This window comes from Antarcticirhabdus aurantiaca, from assembly GCF_009765365.1.
Taxonomy (GTDB): Bacteria; Pseudomonadota; Alphaproteobacteria; order Rhizobiales; family Rhizobiaceae; genus Antarcticirhabdus; species Antarcticirhabdus aurantiaca.
On record NZ_VTOM01000005.1, the window covers coordinates 37,167 to 54,388 of the forward strand.

The following is a 17,222-nucleotide window of genomic DNA, read 5'->3' on the forward strand; positions in this document are numbered from 1 at the left end:
ATGCCGATCGCGCCGATCGAAGATCTGATTAGATACGACACCAAAATCACGAGATATTTGCTGTCGGATCTTCGTTCTCGCCAAATATTCCCTGGCCGGAGACCTCGTCTCTTCGCCATCGATTACGATCAAGCGCGACCAGAAGAAGTGGAGGAGGCGATGATGCATCGTCCGCCGCCGCCTGCGGCTTTGCTCTTTTTTCCTCTCACCGTTCCCCGTCGCGCGCCATCGACGCGGCGACGCGCGGGTTCTCGGCAGGCGGAAGCGCCGGGGGCCGGGGCATGAGCCGCACCGGGCGCTTCTGCGCGGGTCTCGCGCTCCTCGTCCTCGCCCTCGTCGCATCCGCGGCCGCTCCGCCGTCGGAAGCGGTGGCGCAGTCGCGCCTGATGGACCTGATCAACCGGCTGCGCGGCCAGACGATGCCGGAGGGGATCGCCAAGTCCAACGGCCGCATCGAGGCGACCCAGATCGACGTCGCTTCCAAGTATGCGGGCCGGATCTCGGAGCTCCTCGTCGACGAGGGCGACGAGGTCGCCGCGGGGCAGATCGTCGCCACGATCGCCTCGCCCGAAACGGAAGCGCAGCTGCGCGGCGCGCAGGCCCAGGTCCTGGCGAGCAAGCAGAGCCTCGCGGAGGCCGAGGCCCTGATCGCCCAGCGCACCAGCGACCTCGCCTTCGCACAGGCCGATTACGAGCGCGGCAAGGAGCTGGTCGACAAGGGCTACATGACCCGGCAGGTCTTCGATCAGCGCCGGACCAAGGCCGACGCGGCGCAGGCGGCGCTCGACGCGGCGCGGGCGCAGCTGGAGCAGGCGTCGTTCACGGCGGAGAGCGCCGAGGCCGAGGTCCAGCGGCTGCAGGCCGTGCTGGTCGATCTCGTGCTGCGGGCGCCGCGCGAGGGCCGCGTCCAGTACAGGCTGGCGCGGGAGGGCGAGGTGGTGGGCGCCGGCACCCGCGTCCTGACGCTGCTCGACCTCGGCGACGTCTACATGACCATCTACCTGCCGGCGGCCGAGGTCGGCCCGCTCGCGCTGAATGACGAGGCCCGCATCATCCTCGATCCGGTTCCGGAATACGTCGTGCCGGCGACGATCAGCTTCATCGCCGCCGACGCGCAGTTCACGCCCAAGAGCGTCGAGACCGAGGACGAGCGCGAGAAGCTGAGCTTCCGGGTCAAGCTGCAGATCGACCCGGACGTTCTGAAGACCTATCGCGACCGGGTGAAGACCGGCGTGCGCGGCCTCGGCTTCGTGCGCACCCGGCCCGGCGTCGCCTGGCCGGCGGACCTTGCCGTGAAGCTGCCATGAGATGGCGCGCCGCGGTGGAGGCGGTCGGGGCGAGCGACGCGGCCGAGGTCGCCGCCCTCGACCACGTTTCGCACCGCTACGGCACGACGCTGGCGCTCGACGACGTGTCGCTGGTCCTGCCGGCGGGGCGGATGATCGGCGTCATCGGGCCGGACGGCGTCGGCAAGTCGACCATGCTGGCGCTTCTCGCGGGCGTGCGGCGGATCCAGGACGGGCAGGTCCGGGCGCTCGGCGGCGACATGGGACAGCGCCGCCACAGGACCGCCGAGGCCGCGCGCATCGCCTACATGCCCCAGGGCCTCGGCCGCAATCTCTACCCGACCCTCAGCGTGTTCCAGAACGTCGACTTCCACGGCCGGCTGTTCGGCCAGGGCGCGGCCGAGCGCCGCCGCCGCATCGCCGAGCTCCTGACGGCGACCGGCCTCGATCCCTTCGAGGACCGCCCTGCCGGCAAGCTGTCGGGGGGCATGAAGCAGAAGCTCAGCCTGTGCTGCGCGCTGATCCACGAGCCCGACCTCCTGATCCTCGACGAGCCGACGACGGGCGTGGATCCGCTGTCGCGCGGCCAGTTCTGGGACCTCATCGCCTCGATCCGGGCGCGGCGGCCCGGCCTCAGCGTCGTGGTGGCGACGGCCTACATGGACGAGGCCTCGCGCTTCGAATGGCTCGTGGCGATGGACGAGGGCAAGGTCATCGCGACCGGCAGCCCCGCCGAGCTGCTCGCCCGCACGGGGCGGCCCGACATGGAGGCCGCCTTCATCGCGCTTCTGCCCCCTGAGAAGCAGGCGCAGCACCGCCCCGTCCTGATGCGCCCGCGGCCAGCCGGCCTCGACGCCGCTCCGGCGATCGAGGCCGAGCACCTGACGCGCCGCTTCGGCGGCTTCACCGCCGTCGACGACGTCAGCTTCCGCATCGGCCGCGGCGAGATCTTCGGCTTCCTGGGCTCGAACGGCTGCGGCAAGTCCACCACGATGAAGATGCTGACCGGGCTCCTGCCCCCGTCCGAGGGGAGCGCGAAGCTGTTCGGCCGGCCCGTCGGGGGAAACGACCTCGAGACGCGCCGCAACGTCGGCTACATGTCGCAGGGCTTCTCGCTCTACGGCGAGCTGACGGTCCTGCAGAACCTCGAGCTGCACGCCCGGCTCTATCATCTCGCCCCCCGCGATCGCCCCGTCCGGATCGCCGAGCTTCTCGAGCGCTACGAGCTCGAACCGGTTCGGGACGCGCGGCCCGACAGCCTGCCGCTGGGCATCAAGCAGCGCCTGCAGCTGGCGGTGGCCGTCCTGCACCGGCCGGCCATGCTGATCCTCGACGAGCCGACCTCGGGCGTCGATCCGATCGCCCGCGACGCCTTCTGGCGGACGCTGATCGACCTGTCGCGCGACGAGGGCGTCACCATCTTCCTGTCCACCCACTTCATGAACGAGGCGGAGCGCTGCGACCGCATCTCGCTCATGCATGCGGGCAAGGTGCTCGCGGTCGGAACGCCCGCGGATCTCGTGCGCGAGCGCGGCAGCGCCTCGCTCGAAGACTGCTTCATCGATTATCTCGCACAGGCCGCCGGCATCGACCGGCCGGCGCGGACGGCCCCGGAGCCGGAGCCTGCGGCCCCTGCGCCCATGGCCGCTGCCGCTCCGCCCCGCCGCCGCTTCGATCCGCGCCGGCTCTGGGCCTATGCCCGGCGCGAAACGATGGAGCTCCTGCGCGATCCCATCCGCATCGCCTTCGCCTTCTTCGGCCCGATCCTCCTGATGATCGCCTTCGGCTACGGCATCTCGTTCGACGTCGAGAACCTGCGCTTCTCGGCCTTCGACCAGGACAACAGCCCGGAAAGCCGGCAGCTCGTCGAGGCCTTCACGAGCTCGCGCTACTTCAGCGAGGAAGCGCCGATCCGCTCCGCGGCGGAGCTCGACGAGCGCTTCCGCGCCGGCAGCGTTCAGGTCGCCCTGGAGATCCCGCCCGACTTCGGCCGCGACCTGCAGTCCGGCCGGGTGCCGGAAGTCGCCGTCTGGCTCGACGGGGCGATGCCGTTCCGGGCCGAAACCAGCCGGGGCTACGTCACCGGTCTCGCCAGCCAGTATGCCCAGCAGCTGACGCTGGAGCGCACCGGCGCGGCCTCGACCGGCCAGGTCGTGAGCGTCGAAACGCGCTTCCGCTACAACCAGGCCTTCCGAAGCGTCAACGCCATGGTGCCGAGCGTCATGATGCTGCTGCTCATCCTGATCCCGGCCATCATGTCGGCCATCGCGGTGGTGCGCGAGAAGGAAACCGGATCGATCGCCAACTTCCGCTCGACGCCGGTCACCAAGTTCGAGTTCCTGGTCGGCAAGCAGCTTCCCTACATCCTGATCGCGATGATCGGCTTCGTGCTCCTGACCGTGATCGCGCTGGTGGTCTTCGACGTTCCGGTGAGGGGCTCGCCCGGGGCGCTCCTTCTCGGCACCCTGTTCTACGTCGCGGCCACCACCGGCTTCGGCCAGCTGATCTCGACCTTCATGAAGACCCAGGTCGCCGCGATCTTCGCGACGGCCCTCCTGTCGGTCATCCCGGCGGTCAACTTCTCCGGCCTCCTCGTGCCGGTCTCCTCGCTGTCGGGCGGCGCGCGCCTGACGGGGCTCGCGCTGCCGCCGGCCTGGTACCAGCCGGTCTCGGTGGGCGCCTTCACCAAGGGGCTGCCCTTCGCGGAGCTCTGGCCCAACATCCTGGTGCTGGCGGGCTTCGCGCTCCTGTTCCTGGTGCTGTCGCAGCTCTTCCTGCGTAAGCAGGAGGCGTGAGGTGGCCGAAGCCGCAAACGCCCGTCCGACCCCTCGCGCGCGGCTCGGCCCGCTCACCCACGCGGCCAACGTCGTGCGCCTCGTCGCCAAGGAGCTGCGCAGCATCCGGGCCGACCCGATCATGCTGTTCCTCGTCGTCTACGCCTTCTCGCTGGCCGTCTACACCGTCGCCTCCGGAGTCTCGACCGAAGCGCGGGACCTGACGATCGGCGTCGTCGACGAGGACCGGTCCGAACTCTCGCGGCAGATCGTGAGCGCCTTCAACCCGCCGCTGTTCAAGGAGGTCGTGCCCGTCACGCCGGCCGAGGTCGACCCGGCGATGGACGAGGGGCGGCTCGTCTTCGTGGTCGACATGCCGCCGCGCCTGCAGGAGGACGTCCTGTCCGGGCGTCCGGCGGCCATCGCGCTCGATGTCGACGCCACGGCCATGACCCAGGCCGGCAACGGGTCGGTCTACATCCAGACCATCATCGCCCGGGAGGTCGCCGACTTCGCCGCGCGCCGGGACCTCGCGGTCTCCGAGCCGGTGCGGCTGGTGATGCGCGCCAAGTTCAACCCGAACCTCCAGACGAGCTGGTTCACCTCCGTGATGCAGGTGATCAACAACATCACGCTTCTCACGGTGATCCTGTCCGGCGCCGCGCTGATCCGCGAGCGCGAGCAGGGCACGGTGGAGCACCTCCTCGTGATGCCGCTGGTGCCGGTGGAGATCATGCTCGCCAAGGTGATCGCCAGCGGCCTCGTGATCCTCGTCGCGGCCGGGCTCTCGCTGGTCTTCGTCGTGGAAGGCTGGCTCGGGGTTCCGATCGCCGGCTCCATCACCCTGTTCCTGGCCGGTGCGGGCCTCTACGCCCTCGCGGTCGCCGCGCTCGGCATCCTTCTCGGCACCATCGCGACCTCCATGGGCCAGTTCGGCCTTCTGGTGATCCCGGTTCTGGTGCTCATGCAGCTGCTCTCGGGCAGCAGCACGCCGATGGAGAGCATGCCCGTCTGGCTGCAATATGTCGTGCAGACGGTCAGCCCGACGCCGCACTTCGTCGCCTTCGCCCAGGCCGTGCTGTACCGCGGCGCGGGCCTTCCCATCGTGTGGCCGCAACTGCTCGCCCTGATGGGCCTCGGCGGCATCTACTTCGTCGTCGCTCTCGCCCGCTTCCGCCGCGTGATCTTCGGCGCCTGAGCTTCTGCCTCGCACGGCAGGGCTCGCCGGCTGCTGGACGGCCTGCGGCGGTCCAGGCGTGTCGTTCAGCCCCGATCGGCGCAGGCGGCGAAAAATTGACCAGTCAGCCTTCGTATTTTGAAACGGCATTCCTTCCCGGCACGCTCGATCCATAATTTCTATAGAGAGAATGACAATCGATCGCTGAAGGGGCGTCCGCCACCATGGCCAGAAACATCGACAGGCGCGCCGTCCTGGTCTCGGCCATGGCGCTCGGACTCGCCGCGACCGCGCCCGGCATCGCCGCCCGGCGCGCCTTCGCGGCCTCGCCGCTCATCGTCGCCGATCAGAGCGAGCTCCTGCGCAACCTCTTCGAGGCGAGCGGAGAAGGCGAGCGCGCCGGCCTCGAGGTCGAGTTCCCGAACTTCGCGGGCGGTCCCGCCATCCTGGAGGCCATGCGCGCGGGCGCGCTGGACATCGCCTATGTCGGCGACACCCCGCCGATCCAGGCGCGCGCCTCGGGCACGCTGCTCCCCATCGTCGCGACCTTCACGCGCGAGCGCGCCGAATACCGCCTGACCAGCCGCCCCGGCTTGAAGATCGAGCGTCTCGCCGACCTCAGGAACAAGCGCGTCAGCTATGTCGAGGGCTCCGGCCGGCAGGTCTTCCTGATCGAGGCGCTGAACCGCGCCGGCCTCATCCTCGACGACGTCGAGAGGGTGAACCTTCGCGTCGCCGACCTGCCCGACGCGATCCGCACCGGCGCCGTCGACGTCGCGGTCCTCCAGGAGCCGCACGTCACGCGCCTCGTGCGCCAGGTCGGCGCGAGCCCGGTGCTCGACCCCGAGGAGCGCCGTCTCCTGCCGAGCACCAGCTACATCTATGCCCGCCCCGCCGTGCTCGCCGATCCGGCCAAGGTGGAGGCGATCAAGGCCTTCCTCGCCGCCTTCGTCCATGCCGGGGCGTGGTACAACGCCAATCGCGAAGCCTGGGGCGAGCACTACTACACCGGCTTCCAGCGCATCGCGCCGGAGGACACCGCCGCCATCCTGGCTGCGCAGGCGCCGCTCGTCTTCCAGACCTCGGCCGAGGCCGTGCCCCACCACCAGCGGCTGATCGACATCCTCTACCAGGCCGGCTCGCTGCCGGAGCGCTTCGACGCAGCCGGTTCCTTCGTCGACACCTTCGATCCCGTCATCGCGGCCGAGCGCTGATCGCGCGCGGCCCTGCGCCCTTTCCCGCAGCAGGAGGTCCCATGACCGATCTCGCGGTTCGAACCCTCGATCGCCGCGCCGCGGCCGAGGCGCTCCGGCCGGCCTCGGCGCGCTCGCGCAAGGCCGCCCGCCGGCTGACCCCGGCTAGGCTCCCGCCGGGCCTGCGCCTTCTCGGCCCCGTGCTCCTCCTCGTCGCCTGGGAAGGAGCCTCCCGCCTCGGCATCCTGTCGCCCTATACGCTGGCGGCGCCCTCCACGGCGCTCGCGACGGGTGCGGAGATGATCGCCGACGGCAGCCTCCTGCCGCATCTCCTCGCCTCCGCCGGCCGCGCCTATTCGGGCCTCGTCCTCGGGGTCGTGGTGGGCGTCCTCCTCGCTCTCGCCTCCGGCCTCACGCGCAGCGGCGAGGCGCTGATCGACGGCCTCGTCCAGATCAAGCGGGCGGTCCCGACGCTCGCCCTGATCCCGCTCGCCATCATCTGGCTCGGCATCGGCGAGGCGATGAAGGTCTTTCTCATCTTCACCGCCGTTCTCGTGCCGATCTACGTCAACACGCACGCGGCGCTGCGCGGCATCGACATCCGCCACGTGGAGCTCGCGCGCACCCTCGGGCTGACGCGCGGCGAGTTCATCGCCAAGGTGGCGCTGCCCGGCGCCCTGCCGGGCTTCTTCGTCGCCCTGCGCCTCGCGGTCGCCCTCTGCTGGACGGCGCTCGTCGTGCTCGAGCTCGTCAACACGCAGACCGGCATCGGCTACCTGATGAACCGCGCCCGCGACTGGGGCCAGACCGACATCATCGTCGTCGGCATCCTGATCTACGCCGTGCTAGGCCTCGCCTCGGACGCGGCCGTGCGCGCCGTCGAGCGGCGCGTCCTGTCCTATCGCCGGGGGCTCGGCGCATGACCTACCACGCGCCGCCCCCGCCCGCCGTCGTTTTGACCGATCTGTCGCGCGGCTTTGCCGGCAAGGCCGTCCTCGACCGCGTCTCGCTCCAGATCCCGAGCGGGCAGTTCGTCGCCCTTCTCGGCGAATCCGGCTCCGGCAAGACGACGCTCCTGCGCGCGCTCGCCGACCTCGACGACGAGGCCGAGTCCTCCGGCACCTATGAGACGCCGGAGAGCGTGTCCGTCCTCTTCCAGGACGCGCGCCTGCTGCCCTGGCTCAGCGTCCTCGACAACCTCGTCCTCGGCCTCCGGCGGCCGGACGGGCGGGCTGCCGCTCTGGCGCTCCTGGAGGCGGTCGGCCTCGGCGACAAGGCCGAGGTCTGGCCGGACACCCTGTCGGGCGGGCAGAAGCAGCGGGCCGCGCTCGCCCGCTCGCTCCTGCGCGAGCCGGCGCTTCTGCTGGCCGACGAGCCCTTCGGCGCGCTCGACGCCCTGACGCGCCTCAAGATGCAGGCGCTGCTCCACGACCTCGTGCGGCGACGGCGGCCGACGGTCGTTCTCGTCACCCACGACGTCGACGAGGCGCTCCTCCTCGCCGACCGCATCCTCGTCCTGAAGGACGGGCGGATCGCCGAGGACCACGCGGTGCGCATCGCCCATCCGCGACAGGCCCACCATCCCGACTTCATCGCCCTCCGGGGCCGCCTGCTCGCCAGCCTCGGCGTCGTCGCCGGCACGGTTTGAAGGACAGACCCATCATGGCCCGCAACCTCCACCTCAATCTCTTCCTCATGCCCCGCGGCCACCACGAGGCCGCCTGGCGCCACCCGGAAGCCGCGCGGCGCCGGCTGACCGACCTCGAACTCTACGTCGAGGCCGCTGAGATCGCGGAAGCCGCGAAGTTCGACGCCGTGTTCCTCGCCGACGCGCTGGTCGCCCCGAACAATGGCGGGCTCGTCGCGAACGTTGCCCTGGAGCCGCTGACGCTCCTGTCGGCGCTCGCCGCCCGCACCCGTCGGATCGGCCTCATCGGCACGGCCTCGACGACCTACTCGCTTCCCTACACGCTGGCCCGCCAGTTCGCCTCGCTCGACCACCTGTCGGGCGGGCGCGCGGGATGGAACATCGTCACCTCCTGGCTGCCCCAGGCCGGCGCGAACTATGGGCTGGCGGAGGACGTCGCCCATGCCGACCGCTACGCGATCGCCGAGGAGTTCGTCGAGGCGGTGGACGCGCTCTGGCGCAGCTTCCCGGCCGATGCCGTGATCGACGACCCGGAGAGCGGGCGCTACCTTGATCCCGCGCGCGTCGTGCCGGCGAACTACGCGGGCGAGCGCATCCGCACCCGCGGACCCCTGAACGTTTCGGGGAGCCCGCAGGGGCGCCCCGTCTACGTGCAGGCGGGACAGTCCGATACGGGCCGCGCCTTCGCCGCGCGCTGGGCGGAGGCGATCTTCACGGCGCACATGACGAAGGAGTCGGCGCGCTCGTTCTACGGCGACGTGAAGGGGCGGGCGGCGGCCTTCGGGCGCCGGCGGGAAGACATCGTCGTGTTGCCCGGCATCAGCGCCGCGATCGGCTCGACGACGGCCGAGGCCGAGCGCGTCTGGGAGGAGCTCGACGCCCTGACCAGCACCGAGATCGGCCTGTCGCGCCTGTCCGCGCGCTTCGGCGGCCACGACTTTTCCGGCGTGCCGCTCGACCGCCCGCTGACGGCGGGCGACTTTCCCGACCCGGAAAAGGTGGAAGCGTCCAAGAGCCGCGCGATGGGCTATGCCGAGGTCGCGCTCCGCGACGGGTTGTCGCTGCGCCAGCTCCTGCGCAAGCTCGCCGGGGCGAGGGGGCATTTCACGATCGCCGGCACGCCGGAAGCGGTCGCCGACGTCGTCGAGGACTGGTTCCGGAACGGCGCGGCCGACGGCTTCAACGTCATGCCGCCGGTCATGCACGGCCAGTTCCGGCTCTTCGCCGAGGAGGTCGTGCCGATCCTGCGCCGACGCGGCCTGTTCCGCCACGACTACGAGGGCACGACCCTTCGCTCGCATTTCGGCCTCGGCGAGGTTTCGCAGCAGCCCACCCTGGCCCGCTCCGCCTGATCGGCGAGCAAGCCAGTAAGGATGCCGCCTCGTCGTCGAAAGCCGGACGAGCGGCGGGCGCGTTCATCGGGCCGCGACGATTGCCGCCGCCTCCCGAGCGCTTGCCATCGTGACGCGGCGGCGCAATCAACCTAAACCAGCGGGGACGACACGCGGGCGACTCTCGCCGAGCGAGAGGATCGACCGTGCCCCTGAGCCAAGCCGAAGCCTTCCGAAACAGCCTTGCGGGCGGCGGCGCGTGCGGGGCGCTGATCGCGTCCCGCGACTGGGGTCTCACCAGCCTCGGCGCTCTCGATGCGTGGCCGACGAGCCTGCGCACGGCCGTCTCGCTCCTGCTTCGCTCGCCCGTGCCGATGGTGATGCTGTGGGGCGAGGACGGCGTCATGCTCTACAACGACCCCTATTCCCGCTTCGCCGGCGGGCGCCATCCCGAGCTTCTGGGCTCCAAGGTCCGGGAGGGCTGGCCGGAGGTCGCCGACTTCAACGACAACGTCATGCGGGTCGGGCTCGCCGGGGGCACCCTGCATTACCAGGACCAGGAGCTGACGCTTTATCGCCACGGCAGGCCGGAACAGGTCTGGATGAACCTCGACTATTCGCCGGTCCTCGACGAGAGCGGCCAGCCCGCGGGCGTGCTGTGCGTCCTGGCGGAAACGACCGACCGGATCGCGGCCGAGCGGCGGCGCGAGGCGGCCGAAGCCGCGCTCATCGAGAGCGAGGCCGAGTTCCGCCTGATGGTCGACACCGTCCCGCAGATCATCTGGATCGCCGACCCGAGCGGACACATGGAGTTTCTCAGCCGGCAGTTCTCCCACTACACCGGTGCGACCTTCCGTCCGATGTCCCCCGGCGAGATCGCCGCCGCCTTCATCCATCCCGACGACGCGCCGCATGTCGTCGCGTCCTTTCAGGCCGCGCGCGACGGGGCCGGACCGCACGTCTTCGAGCATCGCATCCGCTCGGCCACGGGCGAATACCGCTGGTTTCTCGATCGCGCGGAGCCTTATCGCGACCGGCGGACGGGCGAGATCCTGCGCTGGTTCGGGGCCTCGGTCGACATTCACGACCGCAAGGTGGCCGAGGACAGCCTGCGCGAGCTCAACGCGACCCTCGAACAGCGCGTGGCCGAGCGCACGGCCGAGCGCAACATGCTCGCGACCCTGGTCGAGAACACCGACGTCATGGTGATGGCGATCGATCTCGACTACAACATCCTCGCCCTCAACCTCGCCAACACGGACGAGTTCGAGCGCATCTTCGGCGTTCGCCCCAAGGCGGGCGACAACATGCTGGAGCTTCTCGCCGACCAGCCGGAGCGGCAGGCGGAGGTCCGGGCCGGCTGGGCACGGGGTCTTGCCGGCGAACAGGTGACCTTTATCGAGGATTTCGGCGATCCGAACCGGGCCCGGCCCTTCTACGAGCTCACCTTCCGCCCGCTCCACGACGATGCCGGCAGGCTGATCGGCACCTATCAGTTCGTCACCGACGTGACCGACCGGCTGCGCCGCGAGGCGCAGCTCGTCGAGGCGCAGGTGGCGCTTCGCCAGAGCCAGAAGATGGAGGCGATCGGGCAGCTGACGGGCGGGGTCGCGCACGACTTCAACAACCTCCTGATGGCCGTCCTCGGCAACCTCGACCTCCTGCGCAAGCATCTGGGCGACGACCCGCGCGCGGCGCGCCTCATCGACGGCGCCCTGAAGGGTGCGCAGCGCGGCGCGGCGCTGACCCAGCGCCTCCTCGCCTTCGCGCGGCGCCAGGAGCTCGTAGTCGAGCCGCGGAACCTGTCCGAGCTTCTCGGCGGCATGCGGGAGCTTCTCGAACAATCGCTCGGCGGGAGCATCGAGCTGCGGCTCGACCTGCCCCCCGCGGCGCCGATCGCGATGGTGGACGCGAACCAGCTGGAGCTCGCGGTCCTCAACCTCGCCGTCAACGCCCGCGACGCCATGCCGAACGGCGGCGAGCTGGTGATCGAGGTCGAGCCCGCTCCCGCCGACGGCGATCTGGTGCCCGGCGACTACGTGCGGCTCACCGTGTCCGACACGGGCCAGGGCATGGATGCGGACACGCTGAAGAAGGCGACGGAGCCCTTTTTCTCCACCAAGGGCGTCGGCAAGGGCACCGGGCTCGGCCTGTCCATGGTCCACGGCCTCGCCGTGCAGCTCCAGGGGGCGCTGCGGCTGACGAGCGAGCCGGGCCGGGGCACGCGCGCCGAGCTCTGGCTTCCCTCGGCCGGCAACGGCGTCGCGGCCAGCGAGACCGCGGCTTGCGCGCCGAAAGCGGAGGGGCCGCAGGCGCCGATCCGGGCGCGCATCCTGGCGGTCGACGACGACATGCTGATCGCGATGAGCACGCTCGACATGCTGGAGGATCTCGGCCACGAGGTCGTCGAGGCCAATTCCGGCCCGCAGGCTCTCGAGATCCTGCGCAGCGACGGCCCCTTCGACCTGATGATCACCGACTTCGCCATGCCCCGCATGAACGGTGCGGAATTGGCCGAGGCGGCGCTCGCCCTGTATCCCGGCATGCCGATCCTCATCGCCACCGGCTATGCCGAGCTTCCCTCCGGCGGGCGGCTCGGCCTGCCCCGCCTCGCCAAGCCCTACACGCAGGACCAGCTGGACGCCGAGATCCGGAAGCTTCTCGCCGGCTGAGCCGGGACGGGCCGCGAGCGATGCCCAGTCCCGTTTCGCACCCGGACGGCGTTCTCAGGTCAGCGCCCGCACGCCCGCGGCGACGTCCTTGAGGCTGACCTCGCCCTTCGTCATGACCTGGGCCGCGGAACGCAGGCTGCGGCGCTCCTCGGCCGACAGATCCCGGGCCGAAAGGACGATCACGGGGATCTCGGCGCCGTTCGGCCGGGCGCGCAGCGCGTTGAGAAAGGCGAAGCCGTCCATGACCGGCATGGTGAGGTCGAGGAGGATGACGCGCGGCGTCGAGGCGTCGACGCGCTCCAGCGCCTCGCGGCCGTTGCCGGCCTCCGCCACGGTCCAGCCGTCGCGCTCGAGCGCCTGGCGGATGCGGGCGCGGGCGTCGACGTCGTCGTCCACCACGAGGACGTCGCCGCTTTCCTCGCGGAAGCGGTCCATGACCTCGCGGAACGCTTCCCATTTCACCGGCTTGGTGACGTAGCCCGCCGCCCCGAGCGAGGAGGCGAGCCCCCGCTCGCTGACGAAGGTCACCATGACCACCGGGATGTTCGCGAGCTCCGGATCGGCCTTGAGGCGTCCGAGCACCGTCCAGCCGTCCATGCCCGGCATCACGACGTCGAGGAGGATCGCGCGCGGACGCATCTCCTTGGCGATGGCGAGGCCCGTCGGGCCGTCGGCCGCGGTGAGGGCCGAGAAGCCCTCGCGCGCCAGGAAGCGCGTCATCAGCTCGCGCTGCGCGGTGTCGTCGTCGATCACGAGGACGCTCGCGCCGGGCTCGCCGTCGGCCACCATCGGCGTCTGCGCCTCGACCGGCTCGGCGGCGGCGTCGACGGTCGGGTCGGGCAGGGCGGCGGGAAGGGTGAGGGTGAAGGTGCTGCCGACCCCCGGCCGGCTTTCCACCGCGATCGTTCCGCCGAGCATGGCGCTGAAGACCTTGGCGAGCGAGAGGCCGAGCCCGGTGCCGCCGAACTTGCGCGTCGTCGAGGCGTCGGCCTGGCTGAAGCGCTGGAACAGGCGCTCCAGCTGCTCGGGCGTCATGCCGATGCCGGTGTCGGTGACGACGAAGACGAGGCTCTCGCCCTCGCGGCGCACGGCGAGCGTGATGGTGCCGTCCTGCGTGAACTTCGCCGCGTTGCTGAGGAGGTTGAGGAGGATCTGGCGCAGCCGCGTGACGTCGGTGTGCATCGCGCCCGCGTCGCCGGCGACGTCGGCCGTCAGCCGGTTGTTCTTCTTCTCGGCGAGGCGCCGGGCCGTCGCCGCGACGTCGGCGACCACCTCGGCGACGTCGAAGGTCTCGGCATAGACGTCCATCTTGCCGCTCTCGACCTTGGACAGGTCGAGGACGTCGTTGATGAGCCCGAGGAGATGGCGCGCATTGCTCTCGATCTTGCGGATGTCGGCGCCGAGGTCGCTCGCCGCGGCGCCCTCCTCGGCCTCCTCGATCAGCATCTCGGCATAGCCGATGATCGCCGACAAGGGTGTCCTCAGCTCGTGGCTCATATTGGCCAGGAACTGGCTCTTGGCGATGTTCGCCTCCTCCGCCGCCTGCAGCGCGGCGCTGGCTGCGCGCTCGGCCATGATCTGGGCGGTGGTCTCGTTGCAGGCGGCGAAGAGCCCGGCGACCGCGCCGTCGTCGTCCCGCACGGGGGTGTAGGAAAAGGCGAAATGCGCCTCCGTCCGCTGGCCGTTGCGCTCGACGAAGAGGGTGATGTCGTCGAAGTGGACGGACCCGCCGGCATGCACGCGCTCGACGAGCGGCTCGATCTCGTCCCAGATCTCGCTCCACACGGCGCGGAACGGCCGGCCGAAGGCGGCGGGGTGCTTGCTCTGGAGGAGCTGGATATAGGCGTCGTTGTAGAGCATCGTGCCGTCGCCGCCCCAGGCCATGAACATCGGCTGGCGCGAGGCGAGCATCAGCTCGACCAGGGTCTGGAGGGAGCGGGGCCAGGCGGCCGGCGGCCCGATCGCCGCCTCCGACCAGTCGAAGCCGCGCAGGCGCTCGGCCATCTCGCCCGTGCCGGCAAGGAAGCGGGGAACTGTCATGGCCGATCACCTTCGAGATTCGATCCCGCCTCGAGGGAGGCGCGGGCACGACCGGAGATAGGGCGGCGCGGCACCGGCCGAAGAGCGGAGATTGTCCCGCGACGTCGTGCCCGGGCATCTCGGCGCAGACGCGGACCGGCCGGCGCTTCCGGGCGGCCTTCATGGCGCGGCGGGTGCTCGGACCGGGGCGTCAGCCGAGCTGGCGGAGGATGAAGTCCGCTCGGTCGGCGACCCCGACCTTCGGCAGGATGATCGCGTCGTAGCCGAGCGCGCGATAGGCGATCAGGAGACGCTCGTACTCGGCTGCCGCCTCGGCCATGTCGTGCCGCCGCTCATCGTCGGTCACGTAGATGTCGGGCCAAGGGGGCGTCAGGAAGGCGCTCCGATGGTAGGGCTCCCAAGGCGCCAGCACCTCCCGGGCCGGTTGCCCCGTCGCGTGCTGGAGCGCCACCGCGGCGTCCACCAGGCCGCGATCGAAGAAGACCCAGCCGGCCTGGTCGGCCATGCGCCGCCGGTCGTCGGCCGCGACCTCGATCGCTCGGGCGGCGAAGGCGGTAAGGTCGATCCAGGGGAGCGCGGCACCGTCGCCGCGCAGTTCCTCTTCCACGATCCGGCGACCGGGTTCGCAAACGGTGGCGAACCCCCTGCGGTCCAGCTCGGCGAGCAGGGTCGACTTTCCGCCGCCCGAGCAACCGGACAGAACGACGTGTCGGACGTTCATGGCACCTCTCGGCACGGCGGGTATGGTCCGCGTTCACGGCTGTTCTCGCAAGTTTGCCCGTCGCCCCGCCCCATGACGTAGCCGGTGAAGCCCTGAAGGTGCGCGAGCAGCTCGGGGTCGGACAGGTCGCGGCCGCCGTTGAAGGCGTGCGGGAAGTCGAGGGACGGCAGCTCGCGCACCGTCGCGTAGGCGTTGACGAGGATGGGGTCGTTCGCGGCGTCCTCCACGGAGGTCGCCGGCGCCTGCTTGCCGAAGAGCCGACTCAGAATGCCCATCCCATCGTCCCCATGCTTTTCGTCCCGTGCTCCGCGGCGGAGCGCGGGCGGCATCAGGCAGGCTCATCTGGAGAGGACGGCGTGCACCTCAAGGCTGTCGTCGGCCGATGCGAGCGCGCCGACGATCAGGCCGCGGCGCCGGGCCGGTGGTCGCGGATCGGAAGCGTCGCTCCGATGGTGGAGGCGGACGGACGGGCCCGGATCTGGCCGTGCGGAACCAGTGCGGCCGAGCGGCCTTCCTCTCGCATCGACACGGAGAAAGACGGAATGTCCGAGATCAGCAAGACCACGAAGGACGGTACCGAGTATCGCGACGACGGATCAAAGGTTGCGACCGAGCACGATCCGTCCGGCGAAACCGAGACCGAGAAGGTCAATCGCGAGCAGAGCAAGCTTCCGAACGGCGGCGCTTCGCCGGAATACGACGAAGCCGACGAGAGCCGGGTCGCCGCTCCGGCTCCGCGCACGGGCTCGTAGCCGGCATCGGGATCTGGCCTTCCGTGGCGGCGGGCATCCATGGAGTATCGGAGCGGGGGCGGCTCGCGTCACGCGGTCGCTCCGGCTCCAGGCTTTCGCGATCGACATCGGCGTGATGCGGCGTTCGCGAACCTCAGGCGGGCGGCGGATCGGATGGGCGTCGGTCGCGGCTCTTCTGGTCGGCATCGCTCTTTCCGCCTGCACGTCCTCCAAGCCGCCGGAGATGCCGAGCGATGCTCCCGGCGTGGCGGACTACGAAAGGGAGCCCTTCGGCGACACGATCTCCATCGTCAACACGCGGGCCTGGATCGATGTCCTCGATCAGCTGAAGGCGCAACAGGGCGGGCGCAAGATCCGGCCGCTGTGGCGCATGCTGGACGCGACGACCAGCCCCGACGCCGTGCGACGCCATTATGCGAGCGTGCTCGAGCCCGACGGCTGGACGCCGATCCCGCTGCGTTCGGATTTTCGCCAGGAGAGCTGGTCCTATGGATGGCGCTCGCAGGCCAGCGGAGACGTGTTTGCCGTCGTCGCCCTGATGCCGAGGCGCGCCGTGGCCGGTTTTGTCCCCTTCACCGTCCTGACGACGCTGCCGGACAAAAGGCGCTCGCGCCTGGATTCGCGCACGAACGAAGCCGGCTTCGACGCCGGCCGAGCAGGCGACGCGGTCGTCACGAGGGCGGGCGCGGACCGAGCAGGGCCCCGGCCGCAGCCTCGATCTCGTCGCGCCATGCGAGGATCTGCAGCCAGCGCTCCGGGATCGCCGAGGCGCCGTAGACGGCGCCGGCGATCTGGCCGGTGACGGCGCCGACCGTGTCGGCGTCCTCGCCGAGGTTGACGGCGAGGATCACCGCCTCCGCGAAGCTTCGCGTGCGCGCCGTTGCCCATAGGGCGGCCTCCAGCGTGTGGACGACGTAGCCGGAGGAGCGGATCGCCTCGCGCTCCTTGGGTCTCCATCCACCCGCGGCGATCGCGGCGATGGCGGGATCGCCCGCCCAGGCGCGGGCACGCAGCGGATCGGGCTCGCCGAGGATGGCGCTTCGCAGGATCCGGGCGAAGAGCACGCAGGCCTCCACCGCCTGGGGCGCGCCGTGCGTCGTGCGGCTCTGCTCGGCCGCGAGGCGATCGAGACGGTCCGGGTCGTCGAGCGCGACGAGCACGATCGGGGCGAGCCGCATCAGGCTGCCGTTGCCGGCTTCCTGCGGGTCCGTCGAGCCGGCGAAGGGCTCGCCCGTCGCCTCGAAGCGCGCGAGCGCTCCTGCCGTCGCCGCGCCGATGTCGAAGCAGGTGCCGGTGCAGGAATAGCGTCCCTCCCGCCACCAGGACACGAAGCGGGTCATGAGGTCGCGCGGGTCGAGGCCGCTACAGGCCAGAAGGCTATCGGCGAGCGCCAGCGCCATGGCGGTGTCGTCGGTCCACTGGCCGGGCCGGAGGTGGAAGGGGCCGCCGCCGGTGATGTCCGTCTGGCGGGACAGGCTGTCCCTCGCCGAGAACTCCAGCGTCGTGCCGAGCGCGTCGCCGACTGCCAGCCCCAGCAGGGCCCCCCGTGCCCGATCGGCAACATCCTCGTTCATCACCGCTCGTCCGCCGCTCCGCTCTTGCCCAGGTGCCTTATCGACATATCAATG

At 70.7% G+C, this 17,222-nt stretch carries 13 protein-coding genes; 9 read left to right on the forward strand and 4 right to left on the reverse strand.

Annotated elements, in window-relative coordinates:
- Positions 1-281 precede the first annotated feature (281 nt).
- From FZN60_RS07245 to FZN60_RS07280, 8 genes are all read left to right on the forward strand, one after another.
- Complete coding sequence (locus tag FZN60_RS07245; RefSeq protein ID WP_158872629.1) at positions 282-1,307, forward strand: HlyD family secretion protein; 1,026 nt, start codon at positions 282-284, stop codon at positions 1,305-1,307.
- Positions 1,304-4,081: a ribosome-associated ATPase/putative transporter RbbA gene (gene rbbA / locus FZN60_RS07250; RefSeq protein WP_158872631.1), complete on the forward strand. Its 2,778-nt coding sequence runs from the start codon at positions 1,304-1,306 to the stop codon at positions 4,079-4,081. Before FZN60_RS07245 ends, rbbA begins: the two co-directional genes overlap by 4 nt.
- 1 nt (position 4,082) lies before the next feature.
- Positions 4,083-5,258 carry an ABC transporter permease gene (locus FZN60_RS07255; protein WP_158872633.1) on the forward strand — a complete coding sequence of 392 codons (1,176 nt, stop codon included), beginning with the start codon at positions 4,083-4,085 and terminating at the stop codon, positions 5,256-5,258.
- A gap of 203 nt (positions 5,259-5,461) precedes the next feature.
- Positions 5,462-6,451: an ABC transporter substrate-binding protein gene (locus tag FZN60_RS07260; protein ID WP_158872635.1), complete on the forward strand. Its 990-nt coding sequence runs from the start codon at positions 5,462-5,464 to the stop codon at positions 6,449-6,451.
- Between the two features lie 41 nt (positions 6,452-6,492).
- Complete coding sequence (locus FZN60_RS07265; RefSeq protein WP_158872637.1) at positions 6,493-7,353, forward strand: ABC transporter permease; 861 nt, start codon at positions 6,493-6,495, stop codon at positions 7,351-7,353.
- Positions 7,350-8,078: an ABC transporter ATP-binding protein gene (locus FZN60_RS07270; RefSeq protein WP_158872639.1), complete on the forward strand. Its 729-nt coding sequence runs from the start codon at positions 7,350-7,352 to the stop codon at positions 8,076-8,078. The genes FZN60_RS07265 and FZN60_RS07270 overlap by 4 nt, the downstream gene beginning before the upstream one ends.
- A 14-nt stretch (positions 8,079-8,092) precedes the next feature.
- Complete coding sequence (locus FZN60_RS07275; protein ID WP_158872641.1) at positions 8,093-9,430, forward strand: LLM class flavin-dependent oxidoreductase; 1,338 nt, start codon at positions 8,093-8,095, stop codon at positions 9,428-9,430.
- Positions 9,431-9,615: 185 nt separating this feature from the next.
- The gene (locus FZN60_RS07280) at positions 9,616-12,081 is read left to right on the forward strand and encodes a PAS domain-containing hybrid sensor histidine kinase/response regulator family protein (protein WP_158872643.1); all 2,466 of its coding nucleotides are present in this window, start codon (positions 9,616-9,618) and stop codon (positions 12,079-12,081) included.
- A 54-nt stretch (positions 12,082-12,135) separates the two neighbouring features.
- Here FZN60_RS07280 and FZN60_RS07285 read toward each other — a convergent pair whose 3' ends face one another.
- The 3 genes from FZN60_RS07285 to FZN60_RS07295 form a co-directional block, all read right to left on the reverse strand.
- The gene (locus FZN60_RS07285; protein ID WP_158872645.1) at positions 12,136-14,121 is read right to left on the reverse strand and encodes a hybrid sensor histidine kinase/response regulator; all 1,986 of its coding nucleotides are present in this window, start codon (positions 14,119-14,121) and stop codon (positions 12,136-12,138) included.
- A 190-nt stretch (positions 14,122-14,311) separates the two neighbouring features.
- Positions 14,312-14,842 carry an AAA family ATPase gene (locus FZN60_RS07290; protein ID WP_158872647.1) on the reverse strand — a complete coding sequence of 177 codons (531 nt, stop codon included), beginning with the start codon at positions 14,840-14,842 and terminating at the stop codon, positions 14,312-14,314.
- Entirely contained in the window at positions 14,839-15,117 is a 279-nt protein-coding gene (locus tag FZN60_RS07295) for a hypothetical protein (protein WP_158872649.1), read from the reverse strand. Before FZN60_RS07295 ends, FZN60_RS07290 begins: the two co-directional genes overlap by 4 nt.
- Positions 15,118-15,291: 174 nt before the next feature.
- Here FZN60_RS07295 and FZN60_RS07300 point away from each other — a divergent pair, with 174 nt between their 5' ends.
- Complete coding sequence (locus FZN60_RS07300) at positions 15,292-15,594, forward strand: hypothetical protein (protein WP_158872651.1); 303 nt, start codon at positions 15,292-15,294, stop codon at positions 15,592-15,594.
- 671 nt (positions 15,595-16,265) lie between these two features.
- Here the strand turns inward: FZN60_RS07300 and FZN60_RS07305 are convergent.
- The gene (locus FZN60_RS07305; RefSeq protein ID WP_158872653.1) at positions 16,266-17,168 is read right to left on the reverse strand and encodes an ADP-ribosylglycohydrolase family protein; all 903 of its coding nucleotides are present in this window, start codon (positions 17,166-17,168) and stop codon (positions 16,266-16,268) included.
- Positions 17,169-17,222: the final 54 nt, after the last annotated feature.